This is a genomic window from Curtobacterium pomorum (assembly GCF_044497295.1).
Lineage (GTDB): Bacteria > Actinomycetota > Actinomycetes > Actinomycetales > Microbacteriaceae > Curtobacterium.
The window spans coordinates 3,145,966-3,163,042 of sequence record NZ_CP172409.1; the positions used below are offsets into that span (position 1 = coordinate 3,145,966).

The 17,077-nt window shown below is 70.4% G+C and carries 15 protein-coding genes; 5 read left to right on the forward strand and 10 right to left on the reverse strand.

Going from position 1 to position 17,077, the window contains the following annotated elements; all coding sequences use genetic code 11:
- Nucleotides 1-245: 245 nt before the first annotated feature.
- The 3 genes from ACGH48_RS15025 to ACGH48_RS15035 form a co-directional block, all read right to left on the reverse strand.
- A complete protein-coding gene (locus tag ACGH48_RS15025) occupies nucleotides 246-1,439 on the reverse strand; it encodes an LCP family protein (protein WP_396289153.1) in 1,194 nt (397 codons plus the stop codon).
- A gap of 292 nt (nucleotides 1,440-1,731) precedes the next feature.
- The gene (locus tag ACGH48_RS15030) at nucleotides 1,732-2,412 is read right to left on the reverse strand and encodes a GntR family transcriptional regulator (RefSeq protein WP_396289154.1); all 681 of its coding nucleotides are present in this window, start codon (nucleotides 2,410-2,412) and stop codon (nucleotides 1,732-1,734) included.
- 170 nt (nucleotides 2,413-2,582) lie between these two features.
- Nucleotides 2,583-4,037 carry an MFS transporter gene (locus ACGH48_RS15035; protein WP_340196757.1) on the reverse strand — a complete coding sequence of 485 codons (1,455 nt, stop codon included), beginning with the start codon at nucleotides 4,035-4,037 and terminating at the stop codon, nucleotides 2,583-2,585.
- Nucleotides 4,038-4,240: 203 nt separating this feature from the next.
- Between ACGH48_RS15035 and ACGH48_RS15040 the strand changes: the two genes are divergently transcribed.
- Together ACGH48_RS15040 and ACGH48_RS15045 are read left to right on the forward strand one after the other, a co-directional pair.
- Nucleotides 4,241-5,626, forward strand: coding sequence for a magnesium chelatase (locus ACGH48_RS15040; protein ID WP_396289156.1), 1,386 nt, complete (start codon nucleotides 4,241-4,243; stop codon nucleotides 5,624-5,626).
- Complete coding sequence (locus ACGH48_RS15045) at nucleotides 5,619-7,619, forward strand: VWA domain-containing protein (protein WP_396289157.1); 2,001 nt, start codon at nucleotides 5,619-5,621, stop codon at nucleotides 7,617-7,619. Before ACGH48_RS15040 ends, ACGH48_RS15045 begins: the two co-directional genes overlap by 8 nt.
- 359 nt (nucleotides 7,620-7,978) lie before the next feature.
- Here ACGH48_RS15045 and ACGH48_RS15050 read toward each other — a convergent pair whose 3' ends face one another.
- The 3 genes from ACGH48_RS15050 to ACGH48_RS15060 are packed head-to-tail and all read right to left on the reverse strand — an operon-like array spanning nucleotide 7,979 to nucleotide 10,017.
- Nucleotides 7,979-8,737 carry an SCO1664 family protein gene (locus ACGH48_RS15050; protein ID WP_340196754.1) on the reverse strand — a complete coding sequence of 253 codons (759 nt, stop codon included), beginning with the start codon at nucleotides 8,735-8,737 and terminating at the stop codon, nucleotides 7,979-7,981.
- A complete protein-coding gene (locus ACGH48_RS15055) occupies nucleotides 8,734-9,261 on the reverse strand; it encodes a DUF3090 domain-containing protein (RefSeq protein ID WP_123314178.1) in 528 nt (175 codons plus the stop codon). Before ACGH48_RS15055 ends, ACGH48_RS15050 begins: the two co-directional genes overlap by 4 nt.
- Before the next feature lie 33 nt (nucleotides 9,262-9,294).
- Nucleotides 9,295-10,017, reverse strand: a complete 723-nt coding sequence (locus ACGH48_RS15060; protein WP_123314179.1) for a histidine phosphatase family protein — start codon at nucleotides 10,015-10,017, stop codon at nucleotides 9,295-9,297.
- A 90-nt stretch (nucleotides 10,018-10,107) separates the two neighbouring features.
- On the opposite strand from ACGH48_RS15060, the gene ACGH48_RS15065 reads away from it, so the two are divergent.
- From ACGH48_RS15065 to ACGH48_RS15075, 3 genes are all read left to right on the forward strand, one after another.
- Nucleotides 10,108-11,313, forward strand: a complete 1,206-nt coding sequence (locus tag ACGH48_RS15065; RefSeq protein WP_396289158.1) for an MFS transporter — start codon at nucleotides 10,108-10,110, stop codon at nucleotides 11,311-11,313.
- 71 nt (nucleotides 11,314-11,384) lie between these two features.
- Nucleotides 11,385-12,530, forward strand: a complete 1,146-nt coding sequence (locus tag ACGH48_RS15070; RefSeq protein WP_396289159.1) for an AI-2E family transporter — start codon at nucleotides 11,385-11,387, stop codon at nucleotides 12,528-12,530.
- Between the two features lie 62 nt (nucleotides 12,531-12,592).
- Complete coding sequence (locus ACGH48_RS15075) at nucleotides 12,593-13,021, forward strand: BLUF domain-containing protein (RefSeq protein ID WP_396289160.1); 429 nt, start codon at nucleotides 12,593-12,595, stop codon at nucleotides 13,019-13,021.
- On the opposite strand, the gene ACGH48_RS15080 is transcribed toward ACGH48_RS15075, so the two are convergent.
- The 4 genes from ACGH48_RS15080 to ACGH48_RS15095 all read right to left on the reverse strand — a co-directional run bounded on the left by ACGH48_RS15080 (nucleotide 12,984) and on the right by ACGH48_RS15095 (nucleotide 17,018).
- Nucleotides 12,984-13,616: a ScbR family autoregulator-binding transcription factor gene (locus ACGH48_RS15080; protein ID WP_340196751.1), complete on the reverse strand. Its 633-nt coding sequence runs from the start codon at nucleotides 13,614-13,616 to the stop codon at nucleotides 12,984-12,986. The genes ACGH48_RS15075 and ACGH48_RS15080 overlap by 38 nt on opposite strands.
- 96 nt (nucleotides 13,617-13,712) lie before the next feature.
- A complete protein-coding gene (locus tag ACGH48_RS15085) occupies nucleotides 13,713-15,086 on the reverse strand; it encodes an ABC transporter substrate-binding protein (RefSeq protein WP_396289161.1) in 1,374 nt (457 codons plus the stop codon).
- Between the two features lie 27 nt (nucleotides 15,087-15,113).
- The gene (locus ACGH48_RS15090) at nucleotides 15,114-16,055 is read right to left on the reverse strand and encodes a carbohydrate ABC transporter permease (protein WP_340196749.1); all 942 of its coding nucleotides are present in this window, start codon (nucleotides 16,053-16,055) and stop codon (nucleotides 15,114-15,116) included.
- A 15-nt stretch (nucleotides 16,056-16,070) separates the two neighbouring features.
- A complete protein-coding gene (locus ACGH48_RS15095; RefSeq protein WP_123314369.1) occupies nucleotides 16,071-17,018 on the reverse strand; it encodes a carbohydrate ABC transporter permease in 948 nt (315 codons plus the stop codon).
- Nucleotides 17,019-17,077 lie beyond the last annotated feature (59 nt).

Below are 17,077 nucleotides of genomic sequence, written 5' to 3' on the forward strand. Positions count from 1 at the left end.
GCTCTCCGAGCCGGGCCCGGCGCGCCCGGTTGCCTGGCGCCCGCTCGGGGAGCGGCTTCCGGGGGCGCGGTCCACCACCGCGCCCCCGTTTCTGCGTCCGGGCATGGCGGCCGACCAGTACGCGAAAGCGACAGCGTCCCGGCACGGCCCGCGGTCTGTGCCGTCAGCGCGACAGTGTGCCGCGGATGTTCGGCGGCAGACTGTCGCTTTCGCGAGACACGGGGCGGGGGCCCTGAGCCGCCAGGTCAGTAGCCGAAGGCCTTGGAACAGGTCTGCTGGTCGGCGGACTGCCCCTCGAGCCCGTCGATGGTCTCCGGCGTCGCGGATGCCGTCGGAGCAGCGGCGGCAGGTGACGACGGCGCAGCAGCCGCGGGCGAGGACGCCGGAGCCGACGGCGCGGCAGCAGCAGCCGACGACGAGGCAGCCGCCGACGGCGCCGCGTTCGTCTCGGACCCGATGCCCGTGCTGTCCTCCCCCAGGGAGAACGACTGGTCCGCCTTGATCTTCGCGAACAACCGGTCGGCCAGGTACGTCGTCGGCTGCACCTTGCCCTCGTAGACCCCGGTGCCGCCGGTCGTGCCCGGGTACTGCACGAAGTTCACCTGCGACAGCGGGAGGTCCTGCAGCGCTCGACCCATCTGCACCATCGTGCCGATGTCGTTCAGGCTCTCGGACAGCTGCATGTTCGACGCCGCGGCGCGGGCCAGCTTGTACAGGGTGGTCGGCGAGGTGAGGGTGTCGTTCGACTTCACGGTCCGGAGCAGCGACGACAGGAACACCTGCTGGCTCGAGATCCGGCCGAGGTCGGAGCCGTCACCGACGCCGTGCCGGGTCCGCAGGAAGGCGAGGGCCTCGTCGCCCTGCAGGGTCGACGTGCCGGCGGGCAGGTCGAGCCCGGTGTACGGGTCCTCGATCGGCTGCGCCACGCAGACCGGCACACCACCGATCGCGTTCGACATCTCGATGACCCCGTTGAACGAGACCGCTGCCGAGTACTGGATGTCCAAGCCGGTGAGCCCCTGCACGGTCTGGGTCACGCAGTTGAGCCCGCCGTCGCTGAACGAGGTGTTGATGGGCTGGGCGGCCATCGCCGATGCCGTCCCGGAGCCGTCGGTCTTCTTGCACGCGGGGATCGGGGTGACGAGGTCGCGTGGGATGCTCACCGCGGTCGCGTTGGTGTGGTCCGCCGAGACGTGGAGCAGGATGTTGACGTCGTTGAGGGTGGCGTCGCGCTCCCCGAACTCCGCTGACTGGTCCGGGTCGTTGTCCGTCCCGACGACGAGCATGTTGAAGCCGCCCTTGTAGGCGCTGAGCGACGGAGCCTTGGTGCCGTTCGACCGCGGCGCCGGCTGACCCTCGATCTGCACGCCGTCGCCGAGGTCGTCCGTCACCTGCTTCGCTGCGATGGCCGCCACGGAGGCGGTACTGACGACCGCCACTGCGGCCACGCTCGCGACCAGCGCAGCGACGGTCCGGAGGGGTGCAGACCGTCGGAGACGTCCGTGGCGTGCGATCCCGTCGGCTCGGTTCAGGCGGTGGGAGCGATCGCGGACGTCGTGCACGGGCTCTCCTGTCGTCGGTGGACGCGCCGGGGTGGCAACCGGTCAAGGCTGCCACGGAGCTCCCTGGCGATCCAGTGCGAACGACCTCGAACCCGAGTGCGCGATCCGCCACCGGCCCCGGATCCGTGCGCCGCGACGCCGACCTGTGCGAACCCGCAGCCTGGCCCGCTCAGGAGGCCACGGAGACCCGGAACCGGTCCGGCAGGGCGATGAGCGCCGCGGCGAGCTCGAGCAGCACCGCCGCGCAGTCGTCGACCGCGTCACGCTCCGCTGCCCGCACGGCCTGGTCGACGAGGTCGAGTCGCCGCGCTCGGTCGACCACGGCGTCGATCCCGTTGGCCAGGGCGACGTCGTCCGTGAAGAACATGTCGAGGACGGTGCGCTGGGACAGCATCCAGTCGGCGCTCACCGAGGCGCCGCGCCGTCGCAGGAACCACGCGGCGAGTTCGACGAAGGCCCCCGCTTCGGTCCAGCACTCGCGGAGCCAGCTGTGGTCGAAGCGATCGTCGGGCCCCGTGCCGCTCGCCGCCGGGTCGACGATCATCGCGCGTGCGATGCGCAGCCGCTCGGTCATCTGGTCGACCGACCACTGCGTGATCACCACGCCGACGTACCGCTGCACCGTGACGAGCTGGTGCGACTCGAGGGAGACGAGGGCTTCGCGCACCGGGGTGCGGGAGACCTGCATGTCGTCGGCGATGGTGTCGAGCCGGAGTCGCTGCCCACGCCGGTACTCGCCGCGCAGGACGTTGTCGAGCAGACGGAGGAACACCGCGTCGCGCAGCAGGCTGCGCCGCAGCCCACGGGGATCGAGGTCGCCCCGACCGATGCGCAACGGTGACTTCTCCATGCGGCCAGCCTCACGCACGGCGGATGCCCCCGGCGGGGGCGCCGCCACCATCGTGGATCGTCGTCGTCGGGGTCGCGCTGTGGAGGAGTGCCATGCGGGCACAGTGGCACCCTGTCGACGGCGCCGCTAAACACTCTGCATACAGAATGTTGCATGGCCGAGGCCGTGCGTCAGCGCCGCTGCTCCTCCGCGTCGCCGGTCAGGACCGAGAGCGGTTGCGTCACGTCCTCGAGCCCCTTCCGGGCGGCATCGACCCCGAAGACCAGGGCGATCACCCCACCGCCGATCATCACCGCGGACCCGAGCAGGTACCCCCAGAAGAGCGGCTCACGCGAGGATCCGTCCCCGATGAACGCCCCGTAGATCAGCGGCGCGATCGCACCGAAGACCTGCGCGAGGGCGAAGAAGTACGAGATGGCCTGCGACCGCAGTTCGAGCGGGAAGATCTCGCTCACCGTCAGGTACGCGCTCGAGGCACCGGCCGAGGCGAAGAAGAACGACACGCACCAGAAGGCCACCTGCACCGTCGCCGAGATCGCGTCGGCGCGGAACAGGAACGCCGAGGTCGCCAGGACGAGCCCGGACACCAGGTACGTCAGGAAGATCATCTGGCGCCGGCCCCAGGTGTCGAAGAACCGACCGAGGATGATCGGCCCGAGCAGGTTGCCGATCGCGAAGGGGAAGAAGTAGATCGACGTCTGCGCGGTCTTCAGGCCGAAGAAGTTCGTCAGGACGAGCGCGTAGGTGAAGAAGATGGCGTTGTAGAGGAACGCCTGCGTGATCATCATCGACGCCCCGACCAGCGTGCGCGTCGGGTACTGCTTGAGCAGCACGCGCGCGATGGTCAGGAACCCGACGCGGTCGGTCGGCGTCACGGTCATGGCCTTCGACTCGTCGACGTCCGGCAGCCGCTTGCCCGTGGACTTCTCGACCGCCTCCTCGATCTGGGTGACGGTCGCTTCCGCCTCTTCCTCCCGCCCGTGGGTCATGAGCCAGCGCGGACTCTCGGGGATGTGCCGCCGCAGGAAGATGATCGCGATGCCGAGCACCGGGCCGAGGAAGAACCCGATGCGCCAGCCGATGCTCTCGGAGAAGTTCGCCGTGTCGAGCAGGTAGATGTTCGCGAAGGCGCCGAGCGCTGCGCCGCCCCAGTACGTGCCGTTGATGGCGATGTCGACGTGGCCGCGGTACTTGGCCGGGATGAGTTCGTCGATCGCCGAGTTGATCGCCGCGTACTCGCCGCCGATGCCGAGGCCCGCGACGAACCGGAACGCGGCCAGGAACCAGAAGTCCTGGGCGAGGCCGGCGATGCCGGAACCGATCAGGTAGATCGCGAGCGTCAGGATGAAGAGCTTGCGGCGCCCGAGCCGGTCGGACATCCGCCCGAACACCAGCGCTCCGACCACCTGGCCCACCAGGTAGATCGTGCCGAGGGAGGTCACCTGCTGCGTCGACAGGTTGAGGTCGGCCTGGAATCCCGCGTTGGAGACGATCTGGATCTCCAGACCGTCCAGGATCCAGGAGACCCCGAGTCCGACGACGACACTCCAGTGGAACCGTGTCCACGGCAGTCTGTCCATCCTGGCGGGGACCAGGCTCTTGATCGCCCCGTTCGTGCTGCTCACGAGAGGGGAACCTACGCCGAGATCGGCGAGATGGTTCACATTCGGTACGACGGGGCCGGCTCGGAGCCGGATCCCCCTATCGAATCCGGCTCCGATGCCGGAGCCCCAATCATTGCGGTTGCTATGGAAACCCACAAGCGGACGGGAGGCACGGTGCCAGCTGGCACCGTGCCTCCCGTCCGCAACGGCGTAACGTCCAGAACGTGACCCGACCCGACATCCGCACGGTCGGCGAGCTCCGCATTTCTGGCCACGTCCAGAAGCCGGTCCGCGCCGAGATCCGCGACAACCTGCTCACCGCGCTGCGCGCGGGAGACGACCCCTGGCCCGGCCTGCACGGGTTCGAGACGACCGTGATCCCACAGCTCGAACGTGCCCTCATCGCCGGCCACGACATCGTCCTGCTCGGCGAGCGCGGCCAGGGCAAGACCCGCCTGCTGCGGACGCTGCAGGGCCTGCTCGACGAGTGGACCCCGGTGATCACCGGCTCCGAACTCGGCGAACACCCGTACGAGCCCATCACCACCGCGAGCGCCCGCCGGGCCGAGGACCTCGGCGACGCCCTGCCGATCTCGTGGCGCCACCGCGACGACCGCTACGTCGAGAAGCTCGCGACGCCGGACACGAGCGTCGCCGACCTGATCGGCGACGTCGACCCGATGAAGGTCGCCGAGGGGCGCAGCCTGGGCGACCCGGAGACCATCCACTTCGGACTCGTCCCCCGCGGCCACCGCGGCATCGTCGCCATCAACGAGCTGCCGGACCTGGCCGAACGCATCCAGGTCGCGATGCTCAACGTGATGGAGGAACGCGACGTCCAGATCCGCGGCTACGTGCTCCGGCTCCCCCTCGACGTGCTCGTGGTGGCCAGCGCGAACCCGGAAGACTACACCAACCGCGGCCGGATCATCACACCGCTGAAGGACCGCTTCGGCGCGGAGATCCGGACCCACTACCCGATCGAACTCGAGGACGAGATCGCCGTCATCCGGCAGGAGGCTCAGCTGACCGCCGAGGTGCCGGACGCGATCGTCGAGATCCTGGCCCGCTTCACCCGTGCGCTGCGCGGGTCGAGCGCGGTCGACCAGCGCAGCGGTGTCAGCGCCCGGTTCGCGATCGCCGGCGCCGAGACGGTCGCCGCGGCGGCCGTGCACCGCGCGGCGCGGCAGGGTGAGCCGGACGCCGTCGCACGGCCGATCGACCTCGAGACGGCGGTCGACGTGCTCGGCGGCAAGATCGAGTTCGAGAACGGCGAGGAGGACCGCGCGGACGAGGTGCTCGAGCACCTGCTGCGGACCGCCACGGCGGAGACGGTGCGTGCCCGGTTCCGCGGGCTGGACTTCGGGGTGCTCGTCGAGGCGCTCGACGGTGGGACGATGGTGACGACGGGCGAGCAGGTCGGGGCACGGGCGTTCCTCGAAGGGCTGCCGTCGATCGGCGAGTCCGACCTGTACGACCAGGTGTGCGAGCGCCTCGGCGCCACGAACGACGGCGAGCGCGCGGGTGCGATCGAACTCGCGCTCGAGGGGCTCTTCCTCGCCCGCCGCATCAGCAAGGAGTCCGGCGGGGGCGAAGCCGTCTATGGCTAGGCAGAACCGTCGCCTGACGCGGGACACCCGGTACGGCAGGTACACCGACGGTCCGGACCCGCTCGCGCCGCCCGCCGACCTGGCCGAAGCACTCGACGCCATCGGGCAGGACGTGATGGCCGGCACGTCGCCCGAGCGCGCGATGCGGGAGTTCCTGCGCCGTGGCGGCCGGACGCAGCGCGGGCTCGACGACCTCGCGCGCAAGGTCGCGGAACGGCGACGAGAACTCACCGCGAAGAACAACCTCGACGGCACGCTCCAGCAGGTCCGCGAACTGCTCGACCAGGCGCTCCGTGCCGAACGCGGCGAACTCGCCCGCAACGTCGACCTCGACGACGGGGACCGCGCCCTGGCGGAGATGCAGCTCGACAGCCTGTCCCCGTCGCCGGCCGCCGCCGTGCAGGAGCTCGGCGACTACGACTGGACGAGCCGCGAGGCCCGGCAGAAGTACGACGAGATCAAGGACCTGCTCGGACGCGAGGTGCTCGACCAGCGCTTCGCGGGCATGAAGCAGGCGCTCGAGGGTGCCACGGACGAGGACCGCGCCGCCGTCAGCGCGATGATGCAGGACCTCAACCAGCTGCTCGAGGACCACCGCGCCGGCACCGACACGCAGGAGCAGTTCGACGAGTTCATGGCGAAGCACGGCGAGTACTTCCCGTCGGGTCCCGCGAACGTCGAGGAGTTGCTCGACGACCTCGCCGCACGGGCCGCAGCCGCCCAGCGGATGCGGAACTCGATGACGCAGGAGCAGCGCGACGAACTCGACGCGCTCGCCCAGCAGGCCTTCGGCTCCCCCGACCTGATGGGGCAGCTGTCCCAGCTCGACGGCACCCTGCGGTCGCTGCGCCCCGGTGAGGACTGGGGCGGGTCCGAGCGCATGGACGGCGAGCAGGGCCTTGGACTCGGCGACGGCACCGGGGTCTTCCAGGACATCGCCGACCTCGACGCCCTCGCCGACCAGCTCGCGCAGTCCGGACCCGGCTCCGAGCTCGACGACCTGGACCTCGACGCCCTGACCCGGCAACTCGGCGCCGAGGCGGCCGTCGACGCCAAGACCCTGCAGCAGCTCGAGAAGGCCCTGCGGAACTCCGGGGCGATGCGCCGCGGAGCCGACGGACAGCTCCGGCTCACCCCGAAGGCGATGCGACAGCTCGGCAAGAGCCTGCTCCGCGACGTCGCCGAGCGGATGTCCGGCCGACAGGGTGCACGGGACATCCGGCAGTCCGGCGCGGCCGGCGAACCGTCCGGTGCGACCCGGCAGTGGGCGTACGGCGACACCGAGCCGTGGGACGTCACCCGGTCGATCACGAACGCCCTGACCCGGACCGCCGCCACCGGCCGGGTCGGCCCCGGCGTCCGCCTGACCATCGACGACGTCGAGGTGCAGGAGACGGAGGCCCGCACGCAGGCCTGCGTCGCGCTGCTCGTCGACACGTCGTTCTCGATGGCGATGGAGGACCGCTGGGTGCCGATGAAGCGCACGGCCCTGGCGTTGCACACCCTGGTGTCGACACGGTTCCGCGGCGACGACCTGCAGCTCATCGCGTTCGGTCGCGAAGCCGAGGCGGTGGACATCGAGCAGCTCGTCGGTCTCGATGCCATGTGGGACAAGGGCACGAACCTGCACCACGCGCTGCTGCTCGCCAACCGGCACTTCCGGAAGCACCCGACCGCGCAACCCGTCCTGCTCATCGTCACCGACGGTGAACCGACGTCGCACCTCGAGCCGAACGGGCAGGTGTGGTTCGACTACCCGCCGGACCCCGTGACGATCGCGCTGACCGTGCGCGAACTCGAGAACGCCGGGCGACTCGGCGCCCAGACGACGTTCTTCCGCCTCGGTGACGACCCGGGCCTCGCGAGGTTCATCGACGCCATGGCGAAGCGTGTGGACGGCTCCGTCGTCGCTCCGGAGAACGACGACCTCGGCGTCGCCGTCGTGGGGTCGTACCTGGGCTCGCGCCACGGCGGGCCGTCGCTGTTCGACTGACCACCGAGACGGTCTCGACAGGGGCTGTTGCGCGAGGTGCCGCAGACGTATGCTGAGCGCCACCACAGTTGCCCCAGACCCCGGCCGCCGTGATCGTTCTTCCTGCGCCGACGTCGTCGGTGTGCCGGAAGCGGTCGGCCGAGTGCACCTGATCCGTTCTCGACCGGTCGACTCCCGCGGGGTCCCGGAGTGCAACGGCGCACGCCACCGGACGCCACGGGTGTCCGCGTCCACGGATCACGGACGCGGACCGGTCGGTGGGGTCCGGACCCGACGGGCCCCACCGACCGGGATCCGACGGGCCACGGGAGCCGCAAGGTCCGCCACGTCCGCCACGTCCGCCAGGTCCGCCGGGCGTGTCAGAACAACGGCCACGGCACCGCGGGGCCGTGCCCCGGCGGTGGCGGGAAGATGCCGACGGCCCGCAGTGCCGCGCACCGCGCACGCAGCGTGTCGACCTCTTCCGGTGTCAGGTGCTCGGCGAGTTCGTCGCCCAGGGCACCGCGGAGCGCTTCCGACACCCGGTCGAGCCCCTCGAGTTCGTCCGGACCGAGCGGCTCGCCGATCCACCCCCACAGCACCGTGCGGAGCTTGTGCTCGACGTGGAACGCCAGCCCGTGGTCGACCCCGAACCGGTGACCGTCGGGCATGGCCAGCACGTGCCCGCCCTTGCGGTCGGCGTTGTTCACGACGACGTCGAAGACGGCCATGCGACGCAACGCTTCGGAGTCCTCGTGCACGAGCGTCACCGGCTGGTCGTGCTCGTCGATCGCCTCGAGGACGGGCAGCCACGGCGACCCGTCGGCCTCGGCGACCTCGGGCGCGACGAGGTCGACCGCGTCCTGATCCGGGTCGATCGTCTGCCAGCGCTGCACCATGCCGGGGCCGAACGGGCCGTCACCGAGCCAGGTCGGCGGGACGATCCCCCAGCCGAACGCCTCGGACACGAGGTGCGCCCCGACCTCGCGGCCGGCGAGTGTGCCGTCCGGGAAGTCCCAGAGCGGGCGCTCCCCCTCGATCGGCTTGTAGACGACTGCCTCGCCGTCCAGTTCGGCCAGGAACGTCGCGTTCGAGGCCTCGCGGATCCGCGCCGTGATGTTCAGTGAGCCGTCGCTCATGCGTCGCCGGGCCGACGGCCGGCGGCGACGATCTCGCGCGTGCGCTCGACGAACGCACGGGCGGTGCCGACCGGGATCTTGACCTGGAAGAGCTCGTCGGGTTCGGGGATCTCGACGACCGCCTCGATCTCGATGCCGTCCTCGCTCTCCTCGGACACGATCTCGACGTCGTCGTCGATCGGGTACGCCTCGATGACCACCTGCGCCGTCGACGGGTCGAAGCCCAGGCTCAGGGCACCGGCACGGAACTCCGGTTCCACCGGCTGGTCCAGGGGCTCCGGGTCACGGAGTTCGACGGGAGCGGTGTCCGGCACGCTGAAGCGGTTCGCCTCGACCGTGGCGACCTCGTCCAGCAGCTCGTCGATCTTCTCGGCGAGCACCGCGGTCTGCTCCTTCTCGAGGGCGACGCTGGTGACGCGCTTGCCAGATCGGGCCTGCAGGTAGAACGAGCGCTCGCCCGGACGGCCGATGGTGCCGACGACGAGGCGGTCCGGCCAGTCGAAGCCGTGGACGATGGAGGGCATACCCGCATTGTAGGAGTGCGGGCCTGCGCCCGTTCAGGGTCTGGCAGGACCTGGCTCGGACGGGGCCTCCGGGTGTCCGGCCCCGCCGCCGACCGCCGCGTCCCCGCTCGGCGCCGGAGCGGTCGCGAGCCACGACAGATCGCCGGACTCGGTGTTCGTCGCGACCACCTCGGGGCGGTGCTCGCCGTACCGGACGACGGACACCGACGCCGGTCCGACACCGATGCGCTGGAACAGGTCGAGGTGCATGCCGAACGCGTCGGCGAGGACCGACTTGATGATGTCACCGTGGCTCACCGCGACCCAGACCGCGCCGGGACCGTGCGCCGCCTCGACCTCGGCGTCGATGCGGCGGACCGCCGACACCGCCCGGGACTGCATGGTCTGCATGGACTCGCCGCCGGGGAACACCACGGCGCTCGGGTTCGCCTGCACCGTCCGCCACAGCGGCTCCTTCGACAGGTCGACGAGCTTCCGCCCCTGCCACTCGCCGTAGTCGGCCTCGGTGATCGCCCGCTCGATCGCCGACGCGGGGTCGCCCGACTGCCGCTCCAGGATCGCCCGGGCCGTCTGCCGGCACCGTTCGAGCGGGCTCGAGACGACGGCGGCGAGGGGGACCGCGGCGATGCGGTCGGCGGTCCGGGCGGCCTGCTCCCGCCCGACGGCGTCGAGTCGCACGCCGGCGGTGCGTCCGGCGAGCACGCCCGTGGCGTTCGCGGTGGTGCGTCCGTGTCGGACGAGGAGGACGGTCGCCATGTGCCCGATCCTAGGCGGCACCTGCCACGACGGGCGTCGGCGAGCGCGGCTGCCCTTGACGGGCCGTCGGTCGACCGATCAGATGGTCACATGACCCGGCACCCTCGAGGGGCCCTGTTCGCCACGTCGACGATGACCGGCTTCGGCATCGCCACGTGGGTGACCAGGACGCCCGCCATCCGCGACGAACTCGGGGCGTCGATCGAGGCGATGGGGCTCGTGCTGCTCGGGCTGTCGATCGGGTCGATGATCGGGATCCTCGGTGCCGGTGCGCTCGTCCGACGGCTCGGGACGCGACCGTTGATCCTGCTCGGTGGCGCGCTGCCCGTGATCGGCATGGTCCTCGTCGCCCTGCTGGCCCCGGCGCAGGTGCCGGCGGGTGTCTGGGCGGGGCTGTTCCTGATCGGGTTCGGGTCCGGAGTCGCGGAGATCGGCCTCAACGTCGAGGCCGCCGCGGTCGAACGGCACATCGGCCGCCCGGTGGTGCCGGTGCTGCACGCCTGCTTCAGCCTGGGAACCGTCGTCGGCGGGGTCGTCGGCATCGCGATGACGGCTGCCCGGACACCGGTGGCCGTGCACCTGCTCGTCGGGGCGGTGGTGATGGCGGCACTCGCGGCCTTCGCTGCGCGCAACCTGCAGCCGCTCCCGCGTGCCGCGGCACAGACGGACGGAGCCGACGCCGCAGAGACCGTCGGCGCGTCCCGCGTCACCACGGCGACCCGCCGCTCCGTCATCACCGTGCAGCTCGCCCTCATCGCGGTGATCACGCTCGCGATGGCCTTCGCCGAGGGTGCCGCCAGCGACTGGCTCCCGCTCCTGATGACGACCGACCACGACGCCCCGGAAGCTGTCGGGTCGCTGGTCTTCACCGGGTTCGCGCTCGCCATGCTCGTCGGCCGGTCGGCCGGTACCCCGCTCGTCACGCGGCTCGGGCGGGGCCCGGTCGTCCGGCTCTGCGCCGCGGTCGGCGGGATCGGGGTCCTGCTCGTGGTGGTCTCGCCGAGTCCGGTCGTCACGGCGATCGCCGCGGCCGTGTGGGGGCTCGGCATCGCCCTCGGGTTCCCACTCGCGATCTCGGCAGCGGGTGACCACCCGACCGACGGGGACCGCCGCGTGTCGGTCGTCGCCACCGCCGGGTACATCGCGTTCCTGGTCGGGCCACCGCTGCTCGGCTTCGTCGGCGAGCACCTCGGGCTGCAGGCGGCGATGCTGGTGCCCCTCGTGCTGCTCGTCGCCGCCTTCGTCGTCGCGCCCGCCGCCCGTGACGCCGACGTGCGGCGGACCGTCCCCACCTGAGCCGCGATCCCGGGCGCGCGTCCGGGCGCGGGTCCGGGCGCGCCGCCCCGCGGATCGGTACGGTCGATCCCATGCCGTTCTTCCGCGACAGCCCCCAGCCGACCAACCCCTCGAAGATCCAGGCGGCGTGGTCCGACTCGGCGGGCCGCCTCGCGACGCGCTGCCTGCAGCTGATCATCGTCGTGGTGGTCATCGCGGGCGTCGTCTACGCCGGCAGCGTCCTGAGCGTCGTCACCATCCCGGTGCTGCTCGCGCTCATCATCGCCTCGGCCATGCACCCGGTCGTGTCCTGGCTCCGCAAGCACCGGGTGCCGTCGGTGCTGGCGACCCTCGCGGTGCTCATCGGCGTCCTCGCGGTGCTGGGCCTGGTCGGCTGGCTGATCGTCGTCGCGGTCGAGAACCAGTGGTCGCAGCTGCAGAAGTCGGCCGTCGACGGGTTCCAGCAGTTGCAGGACTTCGCGAAGAACCTGCCGATCTCGATCTCGGACAAGCAGGTCGACGACGCGGTGGCGTCCGTCACCGACTTCGTCACGAGCGCGCAGTTCGGCTCCGGCGCCCTGGCCGGCGCCTCGGCCACCGCGAACTTCCTGACCGGTCTGGTGCTGATGATCGTGGTGCTGTTCTTCTTCCTCAAGGACGGCCCGAGCATCTGGGAGTTCCTGCTCCGTCCGTTCACGGGTGAGCGGTACGCGCGTGCACGCCGGGTCGGCGACCGCGTGGTGTCGACCCTCGGCGGGTACGTCCGCGGCACGGCAACGGTCGCCGCCGTCGACGCCATCGGCATCGGTGTCGGCATCGCGATCGTCGGCGTCCCGCTCGCGCTCCCCCTGGCCGTCGTCGTGTTCATCACCGCCTTCATCCCGATCGTCGGTGCGACCGCGGCCGGCATCCTCGCCGCCCTCGTCGCACTCGTCGCGCTCGGCCCGGTCCAGGCGCTCATCGTGGTCGGCATCGTGATCCTGGTGAACCAGCTCGAGGGCAACTTCCTGCAGCCGGTCCTGATGGGTCGCACGCTGAAGCTGCACGGCCTGGTCATCCTGATCGGCCTGACCGCGGGCACCGTCCTGGCCGGCATCACCGGGGCCATCATCTCGGTGCCGCTGCTGGCCGCGGCGTGGGGCGCGATCCTGGTCTGGGACGGCCCGAACACCCCGGCGCGTCCGTGGCGGAAGAAGCGCAACGAGGACGTCACCGCCCACGAGCTCCCCGCCGACTGAGTCCGGGGCGTTCTGCGGACATCCGTTTCGCGCAATCGGGGCCGTCGCACGAAGATGGACCCGTGCTCGTCTCCATCGTCTACATGAGTCGCGCCGTCGTCCCCTTCGACGACGACGACCTCGCGACGCTGCTGGACGGCTCACGCCTCCGCAACGAGGCGCTCGGCGTCTCCGGGCTGCTCGTCGTGAAGGGCGGCCGCTTCATGCAGTTGCTCGAGGGCCCCGCGTGGAGCGTCGACGACCGGTTCGCCGCCATCAGCCGTGATCCGCGGCACGGCGAGGTGAAGTCGCTCATCCGCGAGGACATCGAGCGACGACGCTTCGACGGCTGGTCGATGGCCTACCGCTCGCTCGACGACGCGGACGTCCAGGCGGAGCCGGGCTTCAGTCCGTTCCTGTCCGGCGAGACGGACTTCCCACGGTCGTTCGACCGCACGAGCGCCGCGTGGCTGCTCAAGTGGTTCCGCGACCGCGAACTCCACGACCGCTGAACGTCTCGTCCACCACTCCGAGCAGTCGGTCGCGGTGCGCCGGGTCCGCCGTGGCCGTCAGCACGACCCGCCACATCGTCGCGACGGCCGGGAACAGGTCCGAACGCCCGGTGCGGACGTCGGACACGAGTTGCACCCCGGTGAAGTACGGCACGACGGTGGCGCCGAGCTGCTCAGCGCTCAGGTCGGTTCGGAGCTCGCCGGCCGCGATCGCCAGCCGGAACACGTCGACGATCCCGCCGATCCACTGCTCGTAGAAGCTGACCGTCGCCGCGTGGAACTCGCCGCGCTCCAGCGACAGCCGGATGCCCGCCCGCACGATCGGGTCGGTCCGCAGCAGGTCCGCGATGGCGTGTGAGGCGCCGACCAGGGCGGCTGCGGGCGACTGCTCGGTGTGGCTGACGACGTCGAAGGTGCGGACGTTCTGCTCGTCGATCACGCCGAGCGCCAGGGCCAGTTTGGTCGGGAAGTGGAAGTACAAGGCTCCCTGCGAGACGCCCGCGCCGCGGGCGATGGCCGCGATCGTCGCGGCGGCGAAGCCGACGCGGTCGAACTCCTCCGCAGCGGCCACCAGGATCTGCTCACGTCGTTCCACGTGACCAGTCTCACGGACGGGAGGCGCGGTGCGGGCCCGCACCGCGCCTCCCGTCCGATCCTGGTCGCGTCAGACCGCGTCAGGCGACCCGCGCGCTCAGGTGAGCGCCAGCAGGTTGTTGACCTGCTCGTTGGTGCCGGTCAACGTCGAGATCGGCTTGCCGTTCGCGTAGACGTTGTCGAAGGCCGGCTGCAGCAGCGCCTGCACGTCCGCCGGGTTGCGGGTGACGGGGAACAGGAAGGTGGTCTTCTCCTCCACCTGCCGGGTGAAGGCCGACACGTCCAGCCCGCGCTTCCGGAACGACGCGACCGCCGCCTCGGTACCGGCGGGACGGGCCGGGAACACGACGCCTGCGCGTCCGACGATCTCCTGCGCGGTGTCGCTGCCGAGGAACGCGACCCACTTCGCCGCCGCCTCCGGGTCCTTCGCCTGCTTCGTGATCGAGTCGCCGAGCCCGTTGAACATCGACGCCCGCTTGCCCGTCGGCCCGATCGGCGTCGGGGCGACGGCGATGTCGAGGTCCTTCATGTTCAGGTACGTGCCGATCATCCACGAGCCGTTGAACGACAGGGCGCACTTGCCCGCGCCGAGCTGCACGTCCGGGCCGGTCGTGGTCGAGAAGACGCCGTACTTCGCCATGTAGCCCTTGTCGGCGAGGCGGTAGTACCAGGCGAGGGTGTCCTGCACCGTCTGTTCGTCGTAGCGGAACCTGTCGCCCCACGGGTTCTCGTTCGTGTAGAACCAGTCGGTCGATCCGGTGAAGGGCGACCACTGCGTCTGGCCGAAGCCGTCGCCGCCGGAGCCGTTCGACGAGATGCCGTAGACCTCGACGTTCTCCTTGTCGAAGCCGGGCTCGTCACCCCGCCGTCCCTTGGCGTCGATGGTCAGGTGCGCGAGCATCCGTTCGAACGAGCCGCCGTCGTCGGGGTTCCACTCGAGCGTCGCGAGCTCGTCGTCGGAGACGCCGGCCTGCTGCATCGCCTTCCGGTCGTAGAACATCCCCACGGTGTCCCAGTCCTTCGGCGAGCCGTAGCGGTGTCCGTCCTGCCCCTTCCACAGCTCGGCGAGGCCGGACTGGTAGTCGTCGTCGCGGATCGACTTCGTCGCCTCGAGCTCGTCGAGCTTGTACAGCACGTCGAGGTCCGAGTACTGCGGGAACTTCGTCAGGTGGTCGGTGAAGACGTCCGGGGCGGTGCCGGCGATGAACCCGGCCGTCAACTTGGTCCAGTAGTCGGCCCACCCGAGCTGGGTGATCTGCACCGTGATGTCGGGGTTCTCGCGGTGGAACGCCTTCGCGACCTGCTGGTACGCGGGCAGCTGATTGGAGTCCCAGAGCCAGTAGCTCACGGTGCGGGGGCCGCGCTTCGACGCGGTCCCCCGGCTCGGTGACGAGCAGGCGGCGAGTGCACCGAGGGCGAGGGCTGAGGCGCCTCCGGCGAAGAGTGCGCGGCGGGAGAGGGTGTTCGTCATGGTGTGGTGGTCCTGTCCGAGCCGGGGCTACTTGATCCCGGAGAAGCCGATGGAGTTGACGATCCGCTTGGCGAAGACGCCGAACAGCACGATCATCGGGAGGGCCGCGACGAGGGTCGCGGACATGAGCCCGGCCCAGTCGGTGCCGGACTGCGGGGACTGCGACTTGAAGACGCCGAGCGCCACGGTGAGCACCCGCGAGCTGTCGGTGTACGACACCATGAGCGGCCAGAAGTAGTCGTTCCAGCTCGTGATGTACGTCAGCACGGCGAGGGTGGCGATCGGTGCGGCGGCCATCGGGATGACGAGTCGGAAGAACACGCGGACCTTGCCCGCACCGTCGATGAGTGCGGCCTCCTCGACCTCCTTCGAGATGCCGAGGAAGAACTGCCGCAGGAAGAACACCGCGAACGGGGTCATGAACATCGTCGGCAGCGCGATGCCGAGCAGGTTGTCGACGAGCCCGAGCTGCTTGATGAGCGTGAAGTTCGGCAGCAGCGTGAAGATCGCGGGCACCATCAGGCCGGCGAGGAACACCCCGAAGACCTTGTCGCGTCCGGGCCAGCGCAGTCGGGCGAAGGCGTACGCTGCGGCGGCCGAGAAGAACACCTGGCCGACCGTGACGAGCGTCGACACGATCACGGAGTTGAGCAGGTACCGCCAGAAGTTCAGAGCAGCGCCGGAGCCGCCCTGGGCCAGGGCCTCCTCGGTGGACTGCAGGCCGAGGACCCGCTCGAAGCCGCCCAGGCTGAAGCCGACCGGCAGCAGGGACGTCGGGTCGGAGTTGATCGCACCGTTCGACGACAGGGCGGTGCGCAGGATCCAGTAGAACGGGAACAGGGTGACGACGATGACGAGGATCATCGCGACCCAGGCGAGGACGCGGCCGACCGACGGACGGCGACGATGGCCGGCTCCCGGACGGGGCGGACGCTTCGTGGTGACGGAACGGGTGAGGGTCGTGGTCATGGTGCGGCGCTCCGTTCAGTCCAGGTCCGACTCACCCGAGCGGGTGAGGCGGTACTGGATGATCGTGATGATGCTGAGGACGATGAGGAGCGCGACCGAGACCGCGGACGCGTAGCCGAACTGGAACCGGCCGAACGCCAGGTTGTAGATGTAGTTCTGCACGACGTTCGTGGCGTTCGCGGGGCCGCCCTGCGTGGTGACGGCGACGGTGTCGAACACCTGGAACGAGCCGATCACGGTGATGATGAGCACCAGGGACAGGATCGGGCGGAGCAGCGGCACCGTGATCCGCCAGAACATCTTCCACTCGCTCGCCCCGTCGATGCGGCCGGCCTCGTAGACGGTCTCGGGCAGCGACTGCAGGCCCGCGAAGATCAGGAGCGCCGTGTAGCCGACGTGCCGCCACACGTTGATGAGCGCGATCGACGGGATGCCCCAGACGTCGCTCTGCAGGAACGGGATGCGGTCGAGTCCGAGGGCCGCGAGCATCTCGTTGCCGATGCCGAGCTGGGTGTCGAGGATCCACAGCCAGACGAGCGCCGCGACCACGTTCGACACCAGGTACGGCGCCAGGACGATGCCGCGTACGAAGGTCGACTTCGTCAGGCGGTGCATCATCACCGCGATGAACAGCGCGACGACCGTCTGGATGACGATGTTGATGAGCACGTACTCGACGGTGACCACCATCGAGTGCCAGAAGATCGAGTCCTGCACGAGCCGCGCGTAGTTCTGCAGCCCGGTGAACTCCGGTTCGGTGAGCAGGTTGTACGACGTGAAGCTCAGGTAGATGCCCCGAACGGTCGGCCAGGCGAGGAACACCACGAAGCCGATCGCGGCCGGCGCGATGAACACGAGCGCGAGCCACAGGTCGTTGCGGGGACGGCGGCGGCGGGGGACGGTGGTGCTGGCGAGCGGGAGGTCGGCCGCCCGACTCCTCCGTCTCGTGCTGGCGGTCGTCAAGGGTGACGACACAGGGCTCTCGGTGGCCATCGCGACTCCTTCGTCTGCGGTGGACTGAC

Bases quoted from the DNA above. Each gene is read 5' to 3' on its own strand.
- ACGH48_RS15030 (WP_396289154.1), bottom strand. From the start codon at position 2,412: ATGGAGAAGTCACCGTTGCGCATCGGTCGGGGCGACCTCGATCCCCGT.
- ACGH48_RS15045 (WP_396289157.1), top strand. From the start codon at position 5,619: ATGGCTAGGCAGAACCGTCGCCTGACGCGGGACACCCGGTACGGCAGG.
- ACGH48_RS15050 (WP_340196754.1), bottom strand. From the start codon at position 8,737: ATGAGCGACGGCTCACTGAACATCACGGCGCGGATCCGCGAGGCCTCG.
- ACGH48_RS15055 (WP_123314178.1), bottom strand. From the start codon at position 9,261: ATGCCCTCCATCGTCCACGGCTTCGACTGGCCGGACCGCCTCGTCGTC.
- ACGH48_RS15060 (WP_123314179.1), bottom strand. From the start codon at position 10,017: ATGGCGACCGTCCTCCTCGTCCGACACGGACGCACCACCGCGAACGCC.
- ACGH48_RS15065 (WP_396289158.1), top strand. From the start codon at position 10,108: ATGACCCGGCACCCTCGAGGGGCCCTGTTCGCCACGTCGACGATGACC.
- ACGH48_RS15070 (WP_396289159.1), top strand. From the start codon at position 11,385: ATGCCGTTCTTCCGCGACAGCCCCCAGCCGACCAACCCCTCGAAGATC.
- ACGH48_RS15085 (WP_396289161.1), bottom strand. From the start codon at position 15,086: ATGACGAACACCCTCTCCCGCCGCGCACTCTTCGCCGGAGGCGCCTCA.
- ACGH48_RS15090 (WP_340196749.1), bottom strand. From the start codon at position 16,055: ATGACCACGACCCTCACCCGTTCCGTCACCACGAAGCGTCCGCCCCGT.